The sequence below is a fragment of the Candidatus Woesearchaeota archaeon genome (assembly GCA_018675335.1).
Lineage (GTDB): Archaea > Nanobdellota > Nanobdellia > Woesearchaeales > UBA11576 > JABJCP01.
The window spans coordinates 14,708-38,745 of sequence record JABGYH010000001.1; the positions used below are offsets into that span (position 1 = coordinate 14,708).

Here is a 24,038-nt window from a genome sequence, read left to right on the forward strand (position 1 = left end):
GGAGACTAAGAGTTCATCAAATACTCACTTAAACTCAAATTTAGTTTAAAATGAGATTACTCGCAATTATTTCTCCGTTATTGAAAAATAAACAAAAAAATAAGCTATTTAGGTGATAATTATGGCTAGAATGCATTCAAGACGAAAAGGTAAATCTCAATCAACAAAACCTATCGAAAAAAAAGTTCCATCATGGATGGGATACAAACCTAAAGAAATTGAATTATTAATTGGTAAACTTGCAAAAGAAGGAAAAACAACTTCTCAAATTGGTTTATTTTTAAGAGATAATTATGGTATTCCTTGCGTAAAAACTGTTACAGGGAAAAAAATTACTGCAATTTTAAAGGAAAAAAAATTAACACACCCAATTCCCGAAGATCTGCGAGCTTTAATTCGTACAAGTTTAGCCCTAAGAACTCACTTAGCTGATAATCATAAAGATCAACCAGGTCGTAGAGGGCTTACTACAACTGAAAGTAAAATTAACAGATTAATAAAATATTACAAGAAAACTGGCGAACTTGCTATTGAATGGAAATACAACTTTAAAAAAGCTAGTACTTATCTAGAATAAATTAATTATTTGTTAAATTTAATTTTTTCTTTTTTTTATATCTTATTTTTAACATGAACTTAAACAAACTAAATTTTATACCAAAATGAAACTAGATCTTTTTTTTAATTCTTTAAAAATTGCAGTCAGCAAATTTAGAGAAATTTATAAAAATAAACGTATCAAAATAATTTCACATTTGGATGCAGATGGAATTAGTGCAGCTTCCATTTTAATTAAAGCATTAGAGCGAGAAAATGTTATTCATTCCATTTCTATTGTTAGTACACTAGATTCTGATAATTTAGAAAATATTCTTAACGAAGAATTTGATATAATTTTTTTTACAGATCTCGGTTCAGGTCAATTTAATCTTATAACAAAAAAAATTAAAGATTTAGAGACTAGTAAACAAACAAAAATTCCAGTATTTATTCTTGATCATCATAAACCAGAATCACAAGAAATAATTTCCTCAATCACACACATAAATCCTCACTTTCAAGAAATTGATGGTGGCAGCCAAGTAAGTGGTAGTGGAGTTGTTTATTTATTTTGTAAAGAACTCAATAAAAAAAATAAAGACTCAGCACATTTAGCAGTTATTGGCGCAATTGGCGATGCTCAAGAAATTAATAAAAAAGGTTTTGTCGGATTAAACAAACAAATTCTAGAGGATGCCATTTCAAATAATACAATTGAGGTAATTACTGGATTAAATTTTTTTGGTGCGCAAACAAAACCACTTTACAAATTATTAGATTATTGCACCGATCCATATATTCCAGGAGTTAGCGGAAATGAAAGTGGCGCAATTAAATTTTTACAAGATCTAGGCATCGAACCTAAAACTAATTCAAAAAATAGAGATGTTAATCCAAATCCTGATTGGAAAAAATTAAATGATTTATCCGCGCAAGAAATTCAAGATCTTAGAAAAGCAATAATTCTTAAAAGAAAAGATCAACCAAATCCAGAAAATATTTTTGGATTGAATTATATATTATTAAACGAAGAACCACAAACACCATTTAGAGATGCAAGAGAATTTTCCACATTATTAAATTCTTGCGGAAGATTAAATAAAGCATCGTTAGGAATTGGTGCTTGCCTTAACAATACTAAAATTAAAAAAGAAGCATTACTAAATCTCGCTCAATATAAAAAAGAAATTCTCGGAGCAATTACTTGGTTTAACAATCACCGCAACGGTATTGATGTTATTGAAAAAGTATATGATCCTCACACTAAAAAAACTCTTAAAACACCTTATATAATTATTAATGCTCAAGATAATATTATGCACACTATGATTGGAACTCTCGCATCAATCATTTCTCGAGGTAAATTTTTTCCGAAAGGAACATTTATTTTATCCATTGCTTGGAACAAAAAAGATTTTTCTAAAATTAGTTTACGCATTGCACAATCAAGAAATAATAAGCAATTAAATTTAAGAAATACTCTACAATCAATTATTAAAAAAGTAGGTGGTGAATGTGGAGGGCACCAATATGCTGCAGGCGCTTTAATTGAAACCAGCAAAGAAAAAGCGTTTATCGGAGCAGCAATTAAGTTCTTTAAACAATTAGAAAAAAATTCTAAAAAAGAAATTAAGAAAAAATAAATCAAATAAAACTTCAAAAAAAAAAGAATTAAAATATTAAAAAAAAATTATTTATATCAAAGTTTTAATTTTATCGATATGTTCAGCAACTTCTTTTCCTTTCTTAGTTAAAGTTAAAAGTTTTAAACGTCCCTGTTTATCAAATTCTATAAGCTCTGCATCTTCCATTTGTTGTAATATTTTCACAACATGAGAATATGTACAATCTATTTGTTTTGCCAAATTTGAAGCATAAATATCCTTCTTAGCATTATTAAGAGTAACCAATAATGATGCAGGTTTTTCTCTAAAAAATACATTAAATATCACGTCTTTTTTAGTTTTTAAACTACCTCTTAAATCATCCATTTAAACTCCCCCAAAAATACAAGTTTTGTTTATCAACACTCTTTTTTTAATAATTGCAACTCAATTATTATGAATCTCCAATATAGAGATTTGGTTATAATTATTACAAAATAAGGTATTGAAGCTTATTTATATATCTTTCTATAACCTAACTAAAAATATTTACTTAAGTAACAGACGACTCCTGCCACCAATATTTGTCACTTAAAAAAGCGAATCATTTTTTGTAAAATTATATAAATCATCTCCAGTCCTGACCAAGCATGGACGAAAATAATTCTTCAAACATATTAATCCCAAATCCAGATGAATTTGAAAAAAAAATTAAAATTCTCAAATCTAAAGGTAAAAATCACTTACACATAATCGCAGATTTTGATAAAACTCTAACCAAATTTACTGCAAATGGAAAAAAAAATAAAAGTTCTTATGCACACATAAGAGATGGAAATTATTTAACTAACAATTATACTAAAAGAGCAACTGATTTAGTTAATATTTATTATCCTATTGAAATAGATCCAACCCTAGATCAAAATATTAAAAATAAAAAAATGGAAGAATGGTGGGACAAACATTACGCTTTAATGGAAGAATGTAACATGAGTTTAGCAATCATTAACGATGTAATTGAAAAGAATTTAATTCAACTAAGAGATAACTGTGACCAATTTTTCTCAATACTCATAAAAGAAGATATTCCTTGTTTAATTCTTTCAGCAGGATTTGGAAATTTAATTAAAGAATTTTTCAAATCAAAAAATCTTTTTACAAACAATATTCATTTAATATCTAATTTTCTTATTTTTGATGATGGGGGAAAAGCGATCGATCACACAAAACCATTAATCCACACATTCAATAAAAATGAAGCTCAAGTTTCCAAATCACCCCATTTCAAAGATGTAAAAAATAGAAAAAATGTTATTCTTCTTGGAGATTCTTTAGGTGATTTAAAAATGACCGAAGGATTTGATTCTAATTTAGTATTAAAAATTGGTTTTTTAAATGATAAAGTAGAAGAACAACTTGATTTATTTAAAGCTCAGTTTGATTTAATAATTCTTAATGATGGATCGTTTTGTGAAATTAATAAAATTCTGCGTTCAATACTTTAACACAAACGCAGACCAAAAACACATTAAAAATAACTCACAAATCAGCTGCCTAAACTTTCCTAGAAGCTTTCCACAACTTATTTAAAACATCTCTTAACCAACCAACCACAATGACAAATAATAATGAAGATTTAGGTGAAAAATTTCTTTTTCCATTCGATCAAGTAAGAGAAATCCAAATTGAACTTCTTGAAAAGATTAGTGAAACAATTAATACAGGAAATAATCTTATCGCGCATGCACCAACAGGTCTTGGTAAAAGTGCAGCAGCAATTGCTCCCGCATTAAAATATGCTCTAGATAATAATAAAAAAATATTTTTTTTGACATCAAGACATACCCAACACACAATTGCAATCGATACTTTACGCGCAATAAAAAATAAATTCAATATTCCCTTTGTATCAGTAGACATGATTGGTAAAAAACACATGTGTTCTGTTGATGGTATTGAAAACTTATATTCAAATGAATTTTCAGAATACTGCAAAAAACAACGAGAAGAAAATAAATGCGAATTTTATCTTAAAACTAAAAAAAATAATAAATTAACTCCCGAAGCAACAGTAGTTCTTAATGAACTTAAACAAAGATCACCCTTACATGTTGAAGATTTCAAAGAATTTTGCAAAGATAATGAACTGTGCCCTTATGAACTTGCAGCAATAATGGCCAAAGATGCATCAGTAATAGTTTCAGATTATTATTATATTTTTAATCCAAAAGTAAGAGATTTATTTTTTGCAAGAGCTCAGATATCCCTAGAAGATTGCATAATTATTGTTGATGAAGCACATAACCTTCCCGATAGAATTAGAAGTTTATTAACTTCACAAATATCCAACGTAGTTATTAAAAGATCAATTAAAGAAGCTAGAAAAATTGAATACTCAGACACAGTTAGGCGCTTAGTAAAAGTACAAGAAGCACTACTCAACGTATCTGAAAAACTTCACTCATCCGAAAAATTAGTTCCTAAAAATGATTTCATCTCCTTATTATCCTCATTAAATTCTGAAAGTGGAGAAATAGAAAATTATGAAACATTAATTGAAGATTTTGAATCAACAGCAGAATTAGTTCGAGAAAAAGAAAAAAGAAGTTCTATTGGAACAGTGGCAAAATTTATTGATGCTTGGAGAGGAGAAGATGAAGGTTTTGTTCGTATTGCATCCCACAAATTTTTTAAAAATGAATCATTAATTTCCCTTTCATATAGGTGTCTTGATCCAAGTCTTGTTTCAAGAGAAGTTATTGAAAATGCACATTCAGTTATTTTAATGTCAGGAACTCTAAATCCAACTTCTATGTTTAAAAATATTCTCGGATTCCCAAAAGAAAGTTTCGAAGAAAGCTATCCATCTCCATTCCCCGAGGATAATCGATTAAATATGATCATTCCTGAAACCACAACAAAGTTTAGCATGAGAAGTGAAGCGCAGTTCGAAAGAATGGGTGAGATTTGTGCAGACATAACTAATTTAGTTAAAGGAAATTGTGCAATTTTTTTCCCAAGTTATAGTTTAAGAAATTCAGTTTACAAAACATTCAATAAAATTTCTAAAAAAACAACATTTCTCGAAGATAGTTCTATGACTAAAGAAGATAAAAGCGATCTTTTAGAAAGATTTAAAGATTACAAAAATATTGGCGCAGTTCTTTTAGGAGTTATGAGTGGAAGTTTTAGTGAAGGTATTGATTTACCCGGAGATTATCTTAAGTGCGTTATAGTAGTTGGTCTTCCTCTTGGACAACCAGATATTGAAACAAAAAAATTAATTGATTATTATGATCAAAAATTTGGACAAGGATGGGATTATGGATATGTAGCACCTGCATTTTCTAAATGTTTACAAAGTGCTGGAAGATGTATTCGTTCAGGAACTGATAGAGGATTAGTAGTATTTTTAGATGCAAGATATGTTTGGAGCAATTATGCAAAACATTTTCCCCGGGATTGGAATATTCAAGTTACTAGAGACTTTGAACCTCCAATTAAAGATTTCTTCAATCAAAAATAAATAATCAGTAAAAATCACCAATAAAGTCCATAAATATTTATTAGTCCTAAAATCAAAATATTCTCAAAAAAAAAAAAAAAAAAAAAAAAATTCAACCCAAATTTACTGATAAACTAAAATCTAAACCAAATTCTTAGTGTGGCAATAACCATACCAGTAGTAAAAAACATAACATTTATATATTAATTGTGCTTTGTATAACGAATGGTACTTTTATTTGATCAATTTCATCTACCTGAGGACATATTTGAAATAGTGTTTGCAACAGAGCAGCAGAAAATTGTAGCTCGAATGTTAATAGATGAATTTAAAGAAAATAACGGAGTGCTAGGAAAAACAGAGATGTCCCTTTTTGCAAATCGAATGCATGATGGGACTTACGTTGAAATTGATGAACCAGTAGGGCCAATAAGCAGAAAGAAAAAAATTAGAATATCATACAATAAAAGACAATTTTATGACCGAATATTAACTCCCATGAAAGCAATGGGCTTAATTGATTACGACATGTATAAAAAAAAATATTTAATATCCAACCAATTTTGCGATTCATTAAAAAAAATAAGCCTACTATGGCAAAAAGAAATCACCCCAAAAAAATTAGAATAATACTCGCAAATACAAACAAAAAAATAACAAAATAATCAAATACATACCAAACACAACAAAAATCGAGAAAATAATTATCACATTAAAAAAGAGGCTTCTCGAATCTAAATTCTTCACCCACCCCCAACAACTTTTGCTCCGGGAAGCCTCCTTTTTTATTTATTCCACTTCTTAACACAAAATAAAACCCAAAAAAAATTCCAATCACTCAAATTTTCAATAAGTTTTTATACTAATTAAGTCATAATACACTTCATGGCAGCCAAAAAATCTAAAAAACCCATTTCTTCAAAAAGCGACAACGAAGAACTTCTCAATCTAAAAATTAAATTGATTGAAAGACGAATTAAAGAAGGAGAATCCCTGGTAAATTTTGACACAGGATATGTTCATTTTCTAGTCATACTTAACGCAAATGGAAAAAACATGGAATTTGAAAAAAGAATTAGATTAGATAAACCTGAAAAAATGACTAAAAAGTTTATTTCAAAAATGAAATTATTTGCGGAAACCAGATATAACGAACGAACTTATTTCATTGCTCAAAAAACAGCACCAGAAAAAACACTAACCAACCTAAGAAATTTAGAAGCAGTAGAAGAAGGTTTAATGCAAGTTTTTTCAGAAGTGAATCAATTTATGAAAACAAAAAAAGCAAGCATTGTTAAAACTACAATTCTTAAATTTTAATTTATTTCTTTTTTTTATCACCCCATAATAAACTATAACAAAAATAAACTAAATTAAAAAACCAATAAAAAAAAAATGAATGAACAAATTACCCAAAAAATTCTCGAGGAATTAAATCAAACTAAAGAGGAATTTTGGAACATTAGTTCAGAAACATCAAATTTTCTTCAAATAATTATTAATACAATAAAACCTCAAAATATTTTAGAAATAGGAACGTCCAATGGATTCTCCTCACTTCAAATGAATTTAACAGCCCACAAATTAAATCCCCCACCCCAAATAATAACCCTCGAAAAAAGACCCGATTGGGCGCCAATTGCAGAAAAAAACATTGCCAAATCAGAATCTACAAATATAACTTTAATTATAGGAAATGCCCTTGAAACTATTCCAAAATTAAAAGAAAAAATTAATCCAAATTTACAATTCAATCTTATTTTCATTGACGCAATGAAACGCCAGTATATAGAATATATCAAATTACTAGAGTCAAATAACCTTTTATCAAAAAAATGCATAATCCTCGCCGATAATGTAATCTCACATTCAAAAAAAGTAGAAGAATATATTAATTATGTAAAACAAAATCCAGCTTATTTTTCAAAAACATTAAATATAGGCCCAGGACTAGAAATTACTATAAAAAAATAATCACACACTAAAAAAAACACAATAAATAAACAAAAAAAATAATAAAAAAAATCAATAAACAACATAAAAAAAATGAAACGAAAACAAATAAATAACAAAGAAGTGAAAAAAATAATTAAAACACTAACAGAAAAATTCAAAATAGAAGGATTAATATCAAAAAAAGATAGATTAGAACTCGTAGAAGATTATATTATAACCTGCAACCACAAACCCATATTTTTTTACTACCAAGAAATATTAATTCCAACTTTAAAATTGCTCATAGAAGATAATTTTCTTCCAAAAGTAGTCATCGATATGCCTGCAGTTAAATTTATTATTAATGGCGCAGACGTTATGCGACCAGGAATCAAAGAAATGGAACTTTTTGAAAAAAACCAACCAATAGTAATTATTGACGAAACTCACAAAAAACCTTTAGCAATAGGAATTCCAACTCTTAGTTCAGAAGATTTAGAAAAAAAAGAAAAAGGAAAATTAATTAAAAATATTCACCATGTAGGTGATGAAATTTGGTCGTTTAACTAACAAACTTATTCTTAAAAAAAATATGATAAAAAAATAATTAACCCACTCCAGCCTAAACAAAAAACATAAAATAAAAAAAATTATAATTTTTTATATGCCCCTTCAACTGACTCCACAATTAGTTGTGCAACATAATCTAAATTATCAGATCTTCTAAGTTCTCTACAAATTTCTATTTGCATCGAATGATCAGGAGTTCCTTTGTGATATTGAATCCCATTATTTTTACTCCAGGCAGGATATTTTTTACCAATCCAAGTTCTTAGTCCTTTGTCATTTTTTAATTTTTCATCCAAACTTAACCTCATATTTCTTGCAAGTTTAGTGTTTGTTCTAACAACACCTGTATTTGATTTGCCCTTGGGATGTTTTTTTGGACCAACATAAGTTTTTGTTGCAGAATTATATTTCGCCCCAATACCTAAATCAATTCCAATGCGCCCATCATCCGAAACACCATGAATGTAAATCACCAATGCATGCTGCTCACCATCATGTTCTCCTTTCGAATGAATTCTCGCACCCATTGCCAATTCAGAAATATCTGAATAAAACTCATGTTTAAGTCCACCCATTCTAGCAGCAGCAATATCATTAAAATCAGACTGACTTCTTCTAATTTTATTATTAACAACTAATGATGCACCCAATAATTCTGCAATTTTTTCTACCAACTTATCAGTTTGCAAATCATCTCCCGCACCATGAGGTGCTACAACAACATATTTACTAGCCCCCTCCTGCTTAAACCCATACTTGGTTTCAATTCTTTCTTTCATTTTTGTCCTCCAACAACACATATTCACCCCAATTTTCATTCAAACTCGATAAACTCAAGTTTAAACAACAAATAAAGTGTTAAATACACACTAACTCGTTCGTAACTAACCGTGAACCTCGCTCTAACTAAAAAAAGAAAAACGACACTCACTCTAACTAATTACAAACTAGTTTCACCTTTTTGAAAGCAAAATCTTGCTTTATTTCACTTCAACACACTAACATAATTAACACACCAAAGAGATATAAAAGTTACCCCAAAAATATCTATCAAAGTAAGAAAATAAAAACAAAAATTAATATACTTCAAAAATAACCAATAAATAAACTCAAAAATAAAAACAATAAAAATTTAAAAAAAAAAGGAAAAACAAAATGAAACAAAAAATAATTCTTGCATCCACATCACCCAGAAGAAAAGGACTCCTGCAACAAATCAACATTAATTTTGATATAAAACCAAGCAAATATGAAGAAGATATGACTCTTAAAATGTCCCACCACAAATTAGCAATGGTTTTAGCAGAAGGTAAAGCTTATGACGTTGCAAAAAATTTAAAAACTGGAATTGTTATTGGCGCAGACACATTTCTCGTACTCAAAAATAAAAGAATTGGCAAACCAAAAAACAAAAAAGAAGCATTCAAAACATTAAAACTTCTCTCCAAAAACACTTTAAACGTTTATTCAGGATTAGCAATATTTGATACACTTAACAATAAAAAAATTCTCGACTACGAATTAACAAAAATCAAATTTAGAAAAATTGAAGAATCAGAAATAAAGGAATATATCAAAACAAAAGAACCCCTAGATAAAGCAGGATCCATCGCAATCCAAGGAATAGGTGCAATTTTTATTGAAAAAATTGAAGGCTGCCCATCAAATGTGATTGGCCTCCCACTCCAATGCCTTTGTAAAAATTTAAAAAAATTAGGAATTTCTGTTTTTGATTACAAAAAAACTAGCAATAAAAAAAAATAACAACAATAACAATCAAAGCTAACCAATCTACAACAAATTAATCATAAAATTCTTTTAACTCACCCTCATAACAACAACCACGCCACTCACCAAGAGATTGCACGGCTTGATTTTCACCACCATACAACCTAAAATAAACTTCCCTGCACACCCCAAGTTCAGTTCTCAACTCTTCTTCTGTCGGAATGATTTGCCCAACATTCAACAACAAAAATTCTAAACGTTGTTGTCTTGCCTCCAACAAAGTTTTCATATATTCATTATCTTCGCCCATTTTAGTTACTCCTCCAATTTGTTAGATTATCTTCGAGGCAGTTCACACAACATTCTCAAAGCCACAAATCTTACTTTTTCTTGCCCCCATTCAGGATGCTTAGATCTAATTAAGCCTTGCATTTGCTTCATCTCACTTACTTTATCAAGTTGTTTTTGGTTTATTTCATTCATTTTATATTATTATAAAGTAGCAAAAATTTAAACATTTGTTGTAGAACATAAAACAACACAAAGTTATTTAAACATCAAAGAAAACCTAAAACAAAACAAATTAAGAGGCAATAAAATGACAAAAATCCAAATCGTTCTTGAAAATATGGGATTTAGCCCAAATGAAATTAAAGTTTATCTCGCACTTAATGATCACGGATCATGCAAAGCAGGAACTATTGCTAAAATATCCAAAATAGATAGAAGCAGCTGCTATAATTCTCTTAAACACTTAATAGAAAAAGGTCTTGTTAGCTATGTTTCAATAGGAAAAATAAAATGGTTTCAATCCGCAAATCCAAAAAGATTAATTGAATATCTAAAACAACAAGAAGATGATGTAAAAGACATCCTCCCCGATTTAGTAGCAAGATACAAAGCAAATAAAATAACAGGACAAGTAAGATTATTTAAAGGATTTAAAGGAGTAAGAACGATTCTCCAAGACATATTATCAGATGAAAAAGAAAATTTGGTATTTGGTAATGAAAATCAATTAGAAGATAAAATGCCCGTTTATCACGGCCAATTTGTAAGGCAACTTAAAGAAAAAAAATTATCTGTTAGAGAAATTGTGCGGGTTGATCGTGCAGAGCCAACTTCTCACGCTCGCCAAACGAGATATGTTCCAAAATCAGTAGAATCTCCAGTCGTAACAAACATTTATGGTGATAAAATTGCTTTAATTATTTGGACTGATGAACCTGAAGGAATAATTATTGAAAATTCTGCAGCAGCAAAAGCATATCGCCATTATTTTGAATTTATGTGGCAACACGCAGATAAGAAAAAGTAAAATAAAAATAACATAAAAAAATTACTAAAAAAATAAAACCAAATAATCACACAACACAATTCAACAATACACATTATATTAATATTAACAAGTCAGATTATTCATTAAACTTTTAATCCATCCCAGTTAAATTTATTTTAGTTATTTTTCTTTTTACATCAAGATGCAGTGTTTCGCCCGCACAATTTACCAAATTTGTTTTTCCACCATATTGTATTTTATTAATTGCCGCGATAAGTTCGCAAGCAGTAGTTCCAAGATCTTTTGTTAAACCCAATTTCAGTCACCTCCTGTTACTACTTAGAAGAACTAACTAATATATAATTAGTTGTTGTAGAAAATTAAACAACAGAAGAACTAAAATATTAACATATATTAATTAAAAAATCAACCAAAATAAGAAAAAAACAAGAAAAAAAATGAATTTTAAGAAAACATTTATAAATAAAAAACACTCAAAACAGGTAAAATGGACGATCTAACAAAAATCACACTCAAAGACAAAAAAATTCTACGTGAACTAGACTTAAACGCCAGACAAAGTAACACCCAAATAGCAAAAAATACTCGTTTAAACAAAAACATAGTAAACTACAGAATTAAAAAATTAGAAGAACTAGAAATAATAACCGGATATAAAACATTATTTGATTATTCCAAATTAGGTTATCTCATATTCAGAATATACCTTGATTTTTACGAATTTGATTTAGAAAAAGAAAAAGAACTTATACAATATCTAACAAAAAATAAAAAAGCAGGTTCAGTTTTTACAACTACAGGAACATGGGATTTAACTGCCAAAATTTATGTGAAATCAGTAAATGAATTCTGGGAAGAATGGACTAAATTCATTAATTTATTTAGGCCAATCATTAAAAAATACCACACAAGCACAATTGCTCACCAAATATATTTCAAAAAAAATTATTTAGTGCCCTCAAAAGTTAAAGATGATTTTTTATGGAAAACTGGAAGAAATGAACCTATCGAAATTGATAAAACTGATTTGATAATTATTAAAGAACTAACAGAAAATGCCAGAGTTCCAATTGAAACACTTTCAAAAATAACAAAACTTGGAAGCATGGGCATAATTTATCGCATAAGACAATTGATAAAAAAAGAAATTATTCTAGGCTACCGCGCAAACCTTAATTTAAACCTATTAGGATATGAAAAATACCACATAGATTTAGAACTAGAAGATACATCAATTACATCAAGTTTAATAACATTTTTACAACAACAAAATTCAATCGTTTCAATAACTCAAGCAATTAGCGACGGATCAGATTTTGAATTCAGCCTAGAAATTAGCAACTTTAAACAATTTTCAAATCTAATTAAAAAATTAAAAATTCAATTTAAAGGAAAAATACGCGACTTTAAATATTTTAAATTTGATCATTCACATAAACTTAATTATCTCCCACTTTAACAACAAAAACAAACCACAAATAAAAATAACAAGAAACTAAAAAAGAAAAAAATGTTAAAAAAAAGAGAATTAAAAAAAGAACAAGAAAAACTTGCCCAAAAAGTAATTGTTCAAGACACTTTTGAAAAAATCAAATTAGTGGCAGGAATTAATCAAGCCCATTTTGGAGAAAAAATTATTTCAGCTATTGTTTTAATGGATATAAAAACTTTAAAAATTATTGAAAAACAATATTCTATAATGGAAACTAATACTCCCTATCTCCCAAATTATAGAGCATATCGTGAAGCTCCAATTATTGTTGAAACATTTAATAAATTAAAACAAAAACCAGATTTATTACTTCTTGAAGGCAATGGAATTCTTCATCCAAGAAGAATTGGTCTTGCATCCCATATAGGCATTTTAATTGACACTCCAACAATAGGAATTTCAAAAACAGTAACTTGCGGAGAAATTTTAGATAATTCAGTTTATATTGAAAAAGAAGCTCGCGCAAAAAAAATCATAACAAAAGAACATGCAAATCCAATATTTGTTAGTCCAGGACATAAAATTAGTCTAAAAACATCAATTGAAATAATTAAAAAAATAATTCAAAAACATAAATTGCCAGAACCATTACATCAAGCGCACAATTTTGCAACAAAAATAAAAAAAAATCTTAAAAAAAACTAGTTAGTCACACTTCCAAAATTAATTCTCAACTAACCACTCAAAAAGCCAATAAAAGTAATATATATAAAGAATTAGCTGTTTTAAAAATACAAAATATTAATCAAAATAAATTTAATTAAAAAAGGTGATCAAATGGCTCAAAACGAATTAAACAAAGAAGAAATTGAACAAGAAATGGACACGGGAAAGCGTGAAGCAGATGTTTATGACAACGAAGGCCTTGAAAAATTAAGAGAAGATGATGAAATACAAACTTGGGAACAAGGATTTTCAGAAGGTGCAAATGAAGGAGGCCATCTTGGAAAATGCGCTAATTGTGGAACCATAATTAATAATTTAGATACAGTAATTGAAGAAGAACTCAATGGTGAAAAAATTTGGTGTTGTTCTGATGCTTGTGCTACAAAATATAAAGAAAAAAAATCAAGTGAAACTTCAACCGAAGAATAAATAATACCAATTAAACAATTATTAATATTAGAGTGAAAAAAAATGATTAAAACAGATAAAGAATTGAAAAAAGATTTTAAAATTAAAGCTAGTTTAGCGCCCGATAAATATTATGCTACCGAAACATTAAAAGCAGAAGGATTTATCCGCAAACAATGTACTTGTAAAACTTTTTTCTGGACGACAAATCAAGATCAAATAATATGTGGAGATCCCGTTTGTCAAGGGGGAATAAAAATAGTTACTGGAACTCCTGCAAAAAATTCTTTATCTTATATTGAAACCTGGAAATTATTTGAAAAAATGTTCGTTAAGTTGAATTACAAATCAGTAGCGAGATATCCCGTAATTGCTAGATGGAATCCAACAACTGAATTTACTAATGCTTCAATTGCAGCATTCCAACCTTTTGTTATTAGTGGTGAAGTAGAGCCTCCTGCAAGAAAATTAATAATTCCTCAATTTTGTTTAAGATTTGGAGATGTAGATAATGTAGGAATTACCGGATCTCACCTCACAGGATTTATAATGATTGGACAACACATGTTTGTTGAACCAAAAGACTGGAATCAAAATCAAGTATTCAAACATATTTATTCATTCCTCATAGACGGAGTAGGACTTGATAAAAGTGAATTAACCCTACACGAAGATAGTTGGGCAGGTGGCGGAAATTTCGGTCCTTGCATGGAATTTTTTTCTAGAGGTATTGAATTATTCAATCAAGTCTATATGATGTTTGAACAATTACCTGATGGCAGCACAAAAGAATTAGATATCAAAGTGTTAGATATGGGCCTTGGAATGGAACGTGTTGCTTGGTTTTCTCAAGGAGTTCCAAATATTTTTGAAGCTACATTTCCAAAAGTATTAGAAAAAATTAAATCACAAACAAATATTGAATATGATAGCGAATTATTTTCAAAATTTTCACTACATTCAGCACTATTAAATGTTGATGAAGTGGAAGATATGAAACAAGCATGGGCAGATGTCGCAAAAAAAGTTAATATTAATAGCGGAAATGAATTAAAAAAGAAAATTTTACCAATGACTGCGATTTATTCTATCACAGAACATGCAAGAGCATTACTTTTTGCAATTGTGGATGGCGGACTCCCTTCTAATGTCGGAGGGGGATATAATTTAAGAGTAATTCTTAGACGAGCATTATCATTTATCGATCAATTTGAATGGGATATTGATTTTAAACAAGTATGTAAATGGCATGCAGAAGAATTAAAAGAATTATTTCCCGAACTCTTAGATAATATCAAACAAGTAGAACAAATAATCATTGTTGAAACTGAAAAGTATAAAACATCTAAAGAAAAAGCAAAAGGAGTTGTTAAAAGATTAATTACAGAAAAAGATGTCACCACAAAAGATTTAATTGAACTTTATGATTCTCAGGGAATTTCTCCTGAAACGATTAAAAAAGAAGCAGCTGAATTAAAAAAAATAATAACAATCCCTGATGATTTTTATACTCAAGTTGCATTAATTCATGAAAAAAAAGAACAAAAAACTGCAACTAAAAAAGAATTTGCAATCAATATTTCAAAAGATACAGAACCTACTACTGCAAAGTATTTTGATAATTATAAATTAACAGAATTTAGTGCAAAAATTTTACAAAAAATTGAAGTTGCATCAAAAGAGACTCCAACTCAGAATCCAAAAACATACTTTATTCTTGACGAGACTTATTTTTATCCAACATCAGGAGGACAATTATGTGATTTCGGTTCAATAAATAACATACCTGTTCAGGGTGCATCAAAACAAGGACAATTTATTTTGCATTTAATTGAGTCTCAAGATAAAAACGCAAACAATGATCTTAAAAAAGGAGATATTGTTGATTGTAAAATTGATTTTGATCGTAGAAAAATCTTAACTCAACACCACACTGCAACACACATAATTAATGGTGTTTGTAAACGCATTCTTGGAAATCATATTTGGCAAGCAGGCGCTGCAAAATCTACAACTAAAGCAAGATTGGATATAACCCATTATGAAAGTTTAACTAAAAACCAACTTGAATTAATTGAAGAAAAAGCAAATGATATAATTCATGAAAATCTCCCAGTTTACAAAAAATTTATGCCAAGAAATCTTGCAGAAGCAGAATATGGGTTTAGACTTTACCAAGGAGGTGCAGTTCCAGGAAGAGAAATTAGAATTGTTGAAATTCCAGGTTTGGATGTTGAAGCTTGTGGTGGAACTCATCTTGATCGTACAGGTGAAGTTGAAAAAATCAAAATTTTAAGATCAACTAAAGTTCAAGATGGAATTGTAAGAATTGAATTTGCAGTAGGAAGTGCCGCACTAAATGTTGAAGCAAATGTTGATGACCAAATAAGTAGCATTGCAAAGATTTTAAACGTATCACCAAATCAAATTCCGGGACGAGTAGAAGAAATTTTTAGTAAATGGAAAAAAGCTCGAAAAGCAGTTAAGAAAAAAAAATCTTTTTCTACAGATGAATTATTAAAACTTAATTTAGAATCAACTGTTGAATTTAATGGAGAGCACCATGACATCCTAAAAGAAGCAGGAACAATAATTAATACTCAACCTGATGTTATCACAAATACTATTCAAAGATTTTTAAAAGAATTAAAAGAATTTAAAGAAAAAATTAAAGAAAATTCAACTGAATCAAAAAAAGAATAATTAATTAAAAATAATTTTAAAATCGTTTTTTATCTTATTTTTAAAAAGATTTATATATAAAAACACCAAATATTACTCATATTAGCTTAAATTAAGATATTTTATTCAATAGAGGTGATTTAATGGCTACTAAAAGACGTGTAACAAAAAAAACTGCAACCAAATTGCATAAGACACATAAACCTGAAGTATGTGAAACAAAAAAAGACTGTAAATGTCATTGCTTCGGATGGGGAATCCTTATTCTGGTATTAGGACTTTTATTCTTGGCTAAAGATTATGGTTTAGTTTCATGGTTTAAACCAAGTTGGTGGAGCGTAGTATTCGTTTTAGCAGGACTTAAGTGGGTTTTCAAATAAAACCAAACTTAAAAAATTAAATTTTTTATTTTTCAATTTATTTTTATCATACATATTCTAGATTAACACATCATAAAATTTATTTTTAAAAAAAGTAATAATAAGAAAATAATTTTGTTAAATTCTAAAACTCAAATAATTTCTTTTGAAGTTTAACCTCATTTAACAATTTACTTTGTCGCAAAATAGGTTCTAAATTAAAACTAAATTTTTTTCTAGCAAGTTTAATTGCATAATCAATCAATAATTCTCGACTTCCAAATTCAAGTCCCCCTCCGCCAAAAGAGTTAAGTGATTTCCTAGTGGCATTTCTACAAACCCAAACTCCTAAAGGTGCCCAATATTCATCAGTAATAAATCTTAAACAAAGAATACTTCCTTGTTTTTTTAATAATTTTAATTTTTCTAAAATTGCGATTCGCGCAGCATAATATCCCCCCGCAGTTGAATGAGCATATTCTCGCCGGCCACCATGATCTTCATAATCAGTTGCAAAAGATAAATTAGCACCCACTCCCACAACTTGAGGTTGATTTGCCAACATTTCAAAAAGTTCATATCGCCAAACATCAGGAAAGGATAAAACCAAATAATAATTACCTAAATAACCTCCAAACCAAGCAAAATATCCCATTTGAGAATTATCTTTAATTTCACTAATTAATTTTTTTCCAATTATATCATCAACAGCAGTAATGGACCATCTCGTCGGAACTAATTTTTTATTTTTATCAAAACCTAAATTTCCCACACTTAATATTTTTGTTAAGTAATGTTCATCAAAATTTTTTTTATATAATAAACTAACTGCATCAGTTGCACTAACACAATCATTAACTAATTTATCAACTGCCAAAGGTATTTTAGTATTTTCAGTTATTTTTATTTTATTTATTTTTACGTTAGGCCCATGAGGCATAGTATCCTGATTAAAGTTCAAATCAAATGAAGGTTTTTTGTTTAAATTAATTTCAACATCAACAGGTTTTGATGCTAGCGAAACTTCTTGCGATATTTCAACTAAACGATCATCAAATCCTTTAATATTTGCTTTAAACTGACTGTTTATAAGAGAAGTTCTCAAATCTATTATTTCATTAATTTGTTTATTTTCCAAACTCCATTTAAGAGGTGCATCATGATCTTCATATTGTTCAACGCTTAAAAAACCAACATTAACTTTAGGATATCCAAATTTACCAACAAAAACATTTGGAGATTCTCCAAAAAAATCTTGTTTTGCAGAAATATTAACCTTTTTTTGACTATTAAGTTTTGTTCTAATAGGACAAACTGGACGATTACAAAAATTTCTACCCTTACATTTCAAACATTGCACATTCATACGAATCAAAAAGATAAAAAAGTTCAATCTATTTTATAGTTTTGGTACATAAAATAAAAACATTTAATCAGAAATACTAAGCTAAAATTTATAATAAATAAGAAAAAAAATATAAAGAAAAAAAATCGAGTTACGGGTAACAACCATTTTTCCATAATTATTAACTTCAAGGCAGGTTTTAGGGGGGGGTTTAGAAATCTAACCTCGAAGATAAAAAAGTCAATGATTGTTATCTGTTGTCTCTACATAGTAATGTATCGTTCTAATATATAAATATTTAGGTTGTAAAGAATATAAGTGTGACTCCATTTATAAATAAAAACGCAAAAAACCACCAAAAGAATAACGACTCCAAAGTAACAAAAAACACAACATTTATAAATAAATAATTAGTTTAAATAACCACTATGCGACAACTAGCAAATAACTTCTTCCAAACAGGCACATCACTAATAATTGAAGGAACAACAGGACTAACAGTTATTGATCCAGGATGGGATGCAGTTGGTTCAACAAGAACAGATACATCCGTACATGAAACATATGCGCTTGCTAGGCACAAAGATAAACCCATAACAAGAGTTATTTTATCTCACAACCATCAAGATCATTGTGCGAATCTTCAAGTATATCTTAGACAAACACCAGATTTAGAATTAATAGTAGGACCTCACTCTCCATTCAAAAAATTTGCAGACCAAGTAATAGATATAAATCCTGGCAAAGTAAAACAAGTAATTGATGGAATTGAAGAAACTATTTTCGTAACACCCGGACATTCCAAACAAGGAGATGACATTTCAATTTATTTTCCTCAGCCTAAAATTTTATTTTGTGGAGATTTAGCTCAACCTCAAGGAGAGTCATATGCAAAAACAGATTTTGTAACACCTCTACCATTTTATTATGATGGAGACTTATACTTAGCATCATTAAGTCTTTTAAAATCAGTAGATTTTGACATATTAGTTACAGGACATGGACAAGTATTAGGAAACCAAAGAGGATATGAATGGTTAGATACTACTCAAAAAACAATTAAAAGAACGCAAGAATTAGCAACGCAATTAGTTAGAGATCACCCAACAAAATCAGATTTAGAACTTGGAAGATGGATTTTAGAAACAATTGGATATGAAAGAAATACTCCGAAAAGCACAATACGTGCCAGAAGTAATTCAAAAGATTTTGAAGATTATGATTTTCAAGGAATTAAATTTTGGTTAGATTATGCAAAAAGAACATAATAATTAAACAACATCAAAATCAATTAAGTTAAGCGGCATCAGAATCAATTAAAACTTGATCAGATTCCTCTGCCAATGATTCCAATTTTTGAGCTTTTTCTAAATTAAACCAACTAAGTCCTGATTCATCACAAAAAAGAATTTTATCTAAAAGCAAATCATGCGTAAGATGCCATAACGAAAATACACCCCTTAAAAAATCTTTTCTCGCATCCGAACTCAATTCATTAAATAATTTTTTAGTATATCTACCAGTCGCACGTTTATTTCCCTTAAAATGATCAAGTGCCCACTTGACATATCCTTCAATAACTTTTGATCCCGCATAATAATGAGTCCCATTAAAATCTCCTCGAACATGCGAAGGATTAGCCTCTAACAAATATATTTTATGTTCTGCTTCATCTTTGAGTCTTCCAAAAACAAAATCAAGCGCATGGCCTCCCATAGGAGAAACTAAATTTAAAAATTGACCAAGTATTGCAAGTTCATTTTTTTTATGCCCCATGTCCGACTTAAAAGTTCTTGCACCACTAATAACAGACATATCTGTTGACTTAAATTTTTTCCAACCAGAACTACGAACATAATTTACATATTTGATTCCAACATCCCAAACAGACTCACCCACCACATTGTGTTTATGTGCCGCAATTCTTAAGTGTTGTTGGAAAGAATTATCACGAGGATGTAATTCATCATGTTCTGCAACCCATGCTTGAATCATTATTGCCGACTTAGCATTTTTACCTCCTGCAACATATTTTTTTTGATATAATTTTATTTTTTCAAACCATTCAACTTCCCAATTATGATGCCCAACATCCAAAATATAATAACTAAGTTCACCATTTCCCGAACAAGATGCCGCAGAATTACTCCCTTTAATTATTACTTTTTGAATCCTATTTTTAAAAAAATCATGAACTTGTAAAATAAATGACTTTGTTAACCTCGCACTCGCAGGAAAAGTTATTAATGGGGGAACCATATCAACTAACTGAGTTCCATGTTGATTTCCAAAAGAGACTAATTCTTCATAATAAATTTTACCTTCTGATTTTTTATCCATCAGTTTTGATAAAAATTTTTCTGCTTGAGATATAACAAAGGGAAGAATCGAAATTTCAACTTTATCAAGTAACGAGTCCACCCCAAAAACAAATTTACCTTCTGAAACTAATACTTTAAGTAATCTTTCAGGATATTGAACAGGAGATTCTGATAAAATATGTAAATCATAGCTTAAAAAACTTTTCAATAACTCATCATCAGTTTTACCTAACACCTCAAATTTTTCTGCTTGCATTGCAGTCACAAAAACATCTTGATTAATTAATGAATCTAACCAGTCATAAAATCTTTGTTCACTAGGCATCAAAAAACGCGCATAAAAATCATGTTTTGGTTGATGTCCAATCTTATCCTGATTGTATTCACCATAATAAATATGATCCAAAAAATCAGTTATTGATTTATAATATTCTTTAAGTAAATGAGGTCCAACAGGATATTTAAATGCAGTATCATAAATTGATTCTAAGCAATCAAGAATTCTTTTTTTTCTTTGAAGATCTTTTGAATCTAAAACAAATTCTTGTTTATCTATTGCTTCAGTAAAATTACTTCTAAACAAAAAACAACTAATATAACTTTTATACACAATTAAAGCAGTTACTGGTTTTGATTTTCTAAATAACTTCAATTTTCACACTCTTTTTAAATTAATGAATATTTTATAAAATTTTAATAAATTTCACACAAATTTTTATTTCACACAGATTTTTTTTTATCTGAAGCACCATGAGATTTAGTTTCATCGCGCTTTAAAACTCGCTGATAATTATCACCCAAATCTTGCGCAGTTAATGGTTTAACATGAAGGGCACAATCACCCTTGCCCCCTTTCACAACACGCAAATAATCAGGTTTTTTATTACTAGTACCACCATATTTAGATCCCGTACCATATTTTTTAGTCATTACTTATTTAATCACCCTTAAAGAATATTTAAAGGTTTCTTATATAAATCAAATTTAACACACCCCAATTTCTGACTTAAAAACCACTAATCAATATAATAAACACAAAAATTTAAAAATACCTCTCAGTTTTTAACACTTAAATTTTCAGGTAAATAAATCCCTGAGGTGATATTAATGAATAATAGTATGAACAATAACATAACTAATATGAAAAGTACGTTACAAAAAGTAACAGATAATGAATGGATTTTACCAAAAACTTCTCGCGAAGGAATGCTCGTTGATGCAAAAATTTTTGGCAATCAATTTATTGTAGATGGCCTTGAAGAAAATGCAATTAATCAATTAACCAATGTTGCAATGCTACCAGGAGTAGTAGGTCCAGTTTGTGCAATGCCTGATGCTCACGTAGGTTATGGACTCCCAATGGGTGCAATAGGTGCGTTTGATTCAGAAGAAGGAGTCATTAGTTGCGGGTGTACAGGATTTGACATTAATTGCGGAATCAATCTTATTAGAACTAATCTAACCACTGACGAAGTTAAAGCAAAAATTCGACCTTTAATTGGAAAACTTTTTGAAAATGTTCCTTGCGGCGTTGGTAGCAAAGGACGACTAAGAGTTGCTCCAGAAAAATTCAATGATGTTCTTTTTGGCGGTGTCGATTGGTGTATCGAAAATGGATACGGCATTGATAAAGATAAAAAAAATACTGAAGAACTAGGAAGAATGAGCGGTGCTGATCCAACAAAAGTTAGCGATTTAGCATTAAAAAGAGGACGACCCCAGCTAGGAACTCTAGGAGCTGGAAATCATTTTTTAGAAATTCAACGAGTTGATCAAATTTTTAGTGATGAACATGCAAAAAAATATGGACTAGAAAAAGATAATGCCGCAATAATGTTACATTGTGGAAGTAGAGGATTTGGTCATCAAGTAGCATCAGATTATTTAAAAATTCATGGAAAAGCTGCAGAAAAATATAACATTAAACTACCTGACAAACAACTTGTTTGCGCACCAGTAAATTCTTCCGAAGGTCAAGATTATTTTAAAGCAATGCAATGCGCAGTTAATTATGCTTTTGCTAATCGTCTTGTTATGACTCATTGGGTTCGTGAAACGTTTGAACAAATATTCAATAAAGATTGGGAAAGTATGGACATGCACACAGTTTATGCTCTAGCACATAACATTTGCAAATTAGAAGACCACACTGTTGATGGAAAAAAACGTAAATTGTATGTTCATAGAAAAGGAGCTACTAGAAGTTTCCCAAACACTCCTGTTTTAATCGCAGGAAGTATGGGCACTGCATCATATGTTATGAGTGGAACTGAAGAATCAATGTTTAAATCATTTGGTTCAACTTGCCACGGTGCAGGAAGACTTATGTCAAGACATAAAGCAATTGATTCGTTTAAAGGTGAAGACATTAAAGCTAGTCTGTTAAAAAGAGGAATTGTTGCAAGATCTACAAGTCCAAAAGTTTTAGCTGAAGAAGCACCTGATGCATACAAAGATATTGATCAAGTAATTGAATCAGTTCATAATGCAAATGTTTCAAGAAAAGTTGCAAGAATGACTCCTTTAGGCGTTGTTAAAGGATAAATCTAAACACAAAAAAATAAACAACTTAAATTTTTTATTTTTTTAAATTTTTTAAAACTCAAGTTAACTTATCCATTTTACTTTTTTATCTTATTCTTCACAATGATCCCACATAAATTGAAAGAATTTTCGATATCCATCGGCAAGTTTTTTGCTTTTGAGTACAAACTGTAATGGCTCTTCATGTAAATGTCCAACGCCAACGCCAACACCAACAAAAGTTACAACATAGTCCCCAAATATATCAACTGCAGTTAGACTTGAATATTTTTTTGGTAAAAACTTATACGGCTTACCTACCAGTTTCAAAATTTCTGGTTTTTGTGTTTTAACTTCATGATCAAATAAATGTTTAAATTTTATTCCTGCTTTTTTTCGTTCTCGTTCAAATCTAGGTAAAAAATGTTTCAATCTAGGATCTAACCAAAACGCTTTAGCACCAATAAAATAAACTGTTTCTTTAGTTTTTAGAATATCTTGTAAGTAATTTTTGAATCCATCAACTCCCCGATAAAAATATGCTTCTTCTTTTTCTTGCACTAAATCATATTTTGCTTGCATTTCAGGCAAAACTACATTTATTCGTTCTTCTTTTTCTTTAATTAGTTCTAACAACCTGCGAGGATTTGATGCTTTGAATTGTTTTTCTCCTTTTACAAAAAGTTCTGAAGATAGACCTTTACCTATAAGTTTTGCAAGCGCATCATATACATTCCTCCTATGAACCCCAGATTTTAATGAAATTGTTTGTACAGAGGATTCTCCTAGTTGCAAAAGTGCCTCATAAACTCTGGATTCATTCGGGCTAAGTCCCAATTCTCGCAATAGCTCTTCATACATAAAACCCACTCCATCTAACTTCATTTATAAACATTTCGAATTTTGGTGGCGATCACCACCGCCAATATTTAAATACATTCTCAACCACCAACAATACAGAGTAACCACTCAACAGTGGTTTAAATAAAAAAACTAACAAAAATACTCACAACACACATCACAAAAAAAAAGAAAAAAAAAGAAAAAAAACATAGAGGTA

The 24,038-nt window shown here is 29.3% G+C and carries 26 protein-coding genes; 17 read left to right on the top strand and 9 right to left on the bottom strand.

The window, feature by feature from the left end:
- The first annotated feature begins 121 nt into the window (after positions 1-121).
- Both HN587_00080 and HN587_00085 read left to right on the top strand, forming a co-directional pair.
- On the top strand, positions 122-577 hold the full coding sequence (locus HN587_00080; GenBank protein MBT7902236.1) for a 30S ribosomal protein S15: 456 nt from the start codon (positions 122-124) through the stop codon (positions 575-577).
- An 85-nt stretch (positions 578-662) separates the two neighbouring features.
- On the top strand, positions 663-2,183 hold the full coding sequence (locus HN587_00085; GenBank protein MBT7902237.1) for a DHH family phosphoesterase: 1,521 nt from the start codon (positions 663-665) through the stop codon (positions 2,181-2,183).
- A 51-nt stretch (positions 2,184-2,234) separates the two neighbouring features.
- Here the strand turns inward: HN587_00085 and HN587_00090 are convergent, their stop codons facing one another.
- A complete protein-coding gene (locus tag HN587_00090) occupies positions 2,235-2,531 on the bottom strand; it encodes a hypothetical protein (GenBank protein ID MBT7902238.1) in 297 nt (98 codons plus the stop codon).
- A gap of 263 nt (positions 2,532-2,794) precedes the next feature.
- On the opposite strand from HN587_00090, the gene HN587_00095 reads away from it, so the two are divergent.
- From HN587_00095 to HN587_00120, 6 genes are all read left to right on the top strand, one after another.
- On the top strand, positions 2,795-3,649 hold the full coding sequence (locus HN587_00095; GenBank protein ID MBT7902239.1) for a hypothetical protein: 855 nt from the start codon (positions 2,795-2,797) through the stop codon (positions 3,647-3,649).
- A gap of 110 nt (positions 3,650-3,759) precedes the next feature.
- The gene (locus tag HN587_00100) at positions 3,760-5,670 is read left to right on the top strand and encodes an ATP-dependent DNA helicase (protein MBT7902240.1); all 1,911 of its coding nucleotides are present in this window, start codon (positions 3,760-3,762) and stop codon (positions 5,668-5,670) included.
- 204 nt (positions 5,671-5,874) lie between these two features.
- Entirely contained in the window at positions 5,875-6,279 is a 405-nt protein-coding gene (locus HN587_00105) for a hypothetical protein (GenBank protein ID MBT7902241.1), read from the top strand.
- Positions 6,280-6,534: 255 nt separating this feature from the next.
- Complete coding sequence (locus HN587_00110) at positions 6,535-6,969, top strand: hypothetical protein (GenBank protein MBT7902242.1); 435 nt, start codon at positions 6,535-6,537, stop codon at positions 6,967-6,969.
- A gap of 75 nt (positions 6,970-7,044) precedes the next feature.
- Complete coding sequence (locus HN587_00115; protein ID MBT7902243.1) at positions 7,045-7,623, top strand: methyltransferase domain-containing protein; 579 nt, start codon at positions 7,045-7,047, stop codon at positions 7,621-7,623.
- Between the two features lie 72 nt (positions 7,624-7,695).
- Positions 7,696-8,154, top strand: coding sequence for a DUF1947 domain-containing protein (locus tag HN587_00120; GenBank protein ID MBT7902244.1), 459 nt, complete (start codon positions 7,696-7,698; stop codon positions 8,152-8,154).
- A gap of 80 nt (positions 8,155-8,234) precedes the next feature.
- On the opposite strand, the gene HN587_00125 is transcribed toward HN587_00120, so the two are convergent.
- Entirely contained in the window at positions 8,235-8,933 is a 699-nt protein-coding gene (locus HN587_00125; protein MBT7902245.1) for a hypothetical protein, read from the bottom strand.
- 376 nt (positions 8,934-9,309) lie between these two features.
- Here HN587_00125 and maf point away from each other — a divergent pair, with 376 nt between their 5' ends.
- Positions 9,310-9,918, top strand: a complete 609-nt coding sequence (gene maf / locus HN587_00130; protein MBT7902246.1) for a septum formation inhibitor Maf — start codon at positions 9,310-9,312, stop codon at positions 9,916-9,918.
- Between the two features lie 37 nt (positions 9,919-9,955).
- Here the strand turns inward: maf and HN587_00135 are convergent, their stop codons facing one another.
- Positions 9,956-10,192: a hypothetical protein gene (locus HN587_00135; protein MBT7902247.1), complete on the bottom strand. Its 237-nt coding sequence runs from the start codon at positions 10,190-10,192 to the stop codon at positions 9,956-9,958.
- A 26-nt stretch (positions 10,193-10,218) separates the two neighbouring features.
- Positions 10,219-10,365, bottom strand: a complete 147-nt coding sequence (locus HN587_00140) for a hypothetical protein (protein MBT7902248.1) — start codon at positions 10,363-10,365, stop codon at positions 10,219-10,221.
- Between the two features lie 115 nt (positions 10,366-10,480).
- Here HN587_00140 and HN587_00145 point away from each other — a divergent pair, with 115 nt between their 5' ends.
- Complete coding sequence (locus tag HN587_00145) at positions 10,481-11,200, top strand: hypothetical protein (GenBank protein MBT7902249.1); 720 nt, start codon at positions 10,481-10,483, stop codon at positions 11,198-11,200.
- A 112-nt stretch (positions 11,201-11,312) separates the two neighbouring features.
- Here the strand turns inward: HN587_00145 and HN587_00150 are convergent, their stop codons facing one another.
- The gene (locus HN587_00150; protein MBT7902250.1) at positions 11,313-11,477 is read right to left on the bottom strand and encodes a hypothetical protein; all 165 of its coding nucleotides are present in this window, start codon (positions 11,475-11,477) and stop codon (positions 11,313-11,315) included.
- A gap of 192 nt (positions 11,478-11,669) precedes the next feature.
- Here HN587_00150 and HN587_00155 point away from each other — a divergent pair, with 192 nt between their 5' ends.
- The 5 genes from HN587_00155 to HN587_00175 all read left to right on the top strand — a co-directional run bounded on the left by HN587_00155 (position 11,670) and on the right by HN587_00175 (position 16,810).
- A complete protein-coding gene (locus HN587_00155) occupies positions 11,670-12,641 on the top strand; it encodes a winged helix-turn-helix transcriptional regulator (protein ID MBT7902251.1) in 972 nt (323 codons plus the stop codon).
- A gap of 51 nt (positions 12,642-12,692) precedes the next feature.
- Positions 12,693-13,319: an endonuclease V gene (locus tag HN587_00160; GenBank protein MBT7902252.1), complete on the top strand. Its 627-nt coding sequence runs from the start codon at positions 12,693-12,695 to the stop codon at positions 13,317-13,319.
- A gap of 132 nt (positions 13,320-13,451) precedes the next feature.
- The gene (locus HN587_00165; protein ID MBT7902253.1) at positions 13,452-13,769 is read left to right on the top strand and encodes a hypothetical protein; all 318 of its coding nucleotides are present in this window, start codon (positions 13,452-13,454) and stop codon (positions 13,767-13,769) included.
- A 42-nt stretch (positions 13,770-13,811) separates the two neighbouring features.
- Complete coding sequence (gene alaS, locus HN587_00170; GenBank protein ID MBT7902254.1) at positions 13,812-16,451, top strand: alanine--tRNA ligase; 2,640 nt, start codon at positions 13,812-13,814, stop codon at positions 16,449-16,451.
- Between the two features lie 122 nt (positions 16,452-16,573).
- Entirely contained in the window at positions 16,574-16,810 is a 237-nt protein-coding gene (locus HN587_00175) for a hypothetical protein (protein ID MBT7902255.1), read from the top strand.
- A 124-nt stretch (positions 16,811-16,934) separates the two neighbouring features.
- Here HN587_00175 and HN587_00180 read toward each other — a convergent pair whose 3' ends face one another.
- A complete protein-coding gene (locus tag HN587_00180; GenBank protein ID MBT7902256.1) occupies positions 16,935-18,155 on the bottom strand; it encodes a hypothetical protein in 1,221 nt (406 codons plus the stop codon).
- A 407-nt stretch (positions 18,156-18,562) separates the two neighbouring features.
- Here HN587_00180 and HN587_00185 point away from each other — a divergent pair, with 407 nt between their 5' ends.
- Positions 18,563-19,402 carry an MBL fold metallo-hydrolase gene (locus tag HN587_00185; protein MBT7902257.1) on the top strand — a complete coding sequence of 280 codons (840 nt, stop codon included), beginning with the start codon at positions 18,563-18,565 and terminating at the stop codon, positions 19,400-19,402.
- Between the two features lie 28 nt (positions 19,403-19,430).
- Here the strand turns inward: HN587_00185 and HN587_00190 are convergent, their stop codons facing one another.
- Both HN587_00190 and HN587_00195 read right to left on the bottom strand, forming a co-directional pair.
- On the bottom strand, positions 19,431-21,107 hold the full coding sequence (locus tag HN587_00190; GenBank protein MBT7902258.1) for a hypothetical protein: 1,677 nt from the start codon (positions 21,105-21,107) through the stop codon (positions 19,431-19,433).
- A gap of 68 nt (positions 21,108-21,175) precedes the next feature.
- A complete protein-coding gene (locus HN587_00195; protein MBT7902259.1) occupies positions 21,176-21,385 on the bottom strand; it encodes a hypothetical protein in 210 nt (69 codons plus the stop codon).
- Between the two features lie 210 nt (positions 21,386-21,595).
- Between HN587_00195 and HN587_00200 the strand changes: the two genes are divergently transcribed.
- Complete coding sequence (locus HN587_00200; protein MBT7902260.1) at positions 21,596-22,999, top strand: RtcB family protein; 1,404 nt, start codon at positions 21,596-21,598, stop codon at positions 22,997-22,999.
- Between the two features lie 90 nt (positions 23,000-23,089).
- On the opposite strand, the gene HN587_00205 is transcribed toward HN587_00200, so the two are convergent.
- Positions 23,090-23,839, bottom strand: coding sequence for a hypothetical protein (locus tag HN587_00205; protein MBT7902261.1), 750 nt, complete (start codon positions 23,837-23,839; stop codon positions 23,090-23,092).
- Between the last annotated feature and the right edge of the window lie 199 nt (positions 23,840-24,038).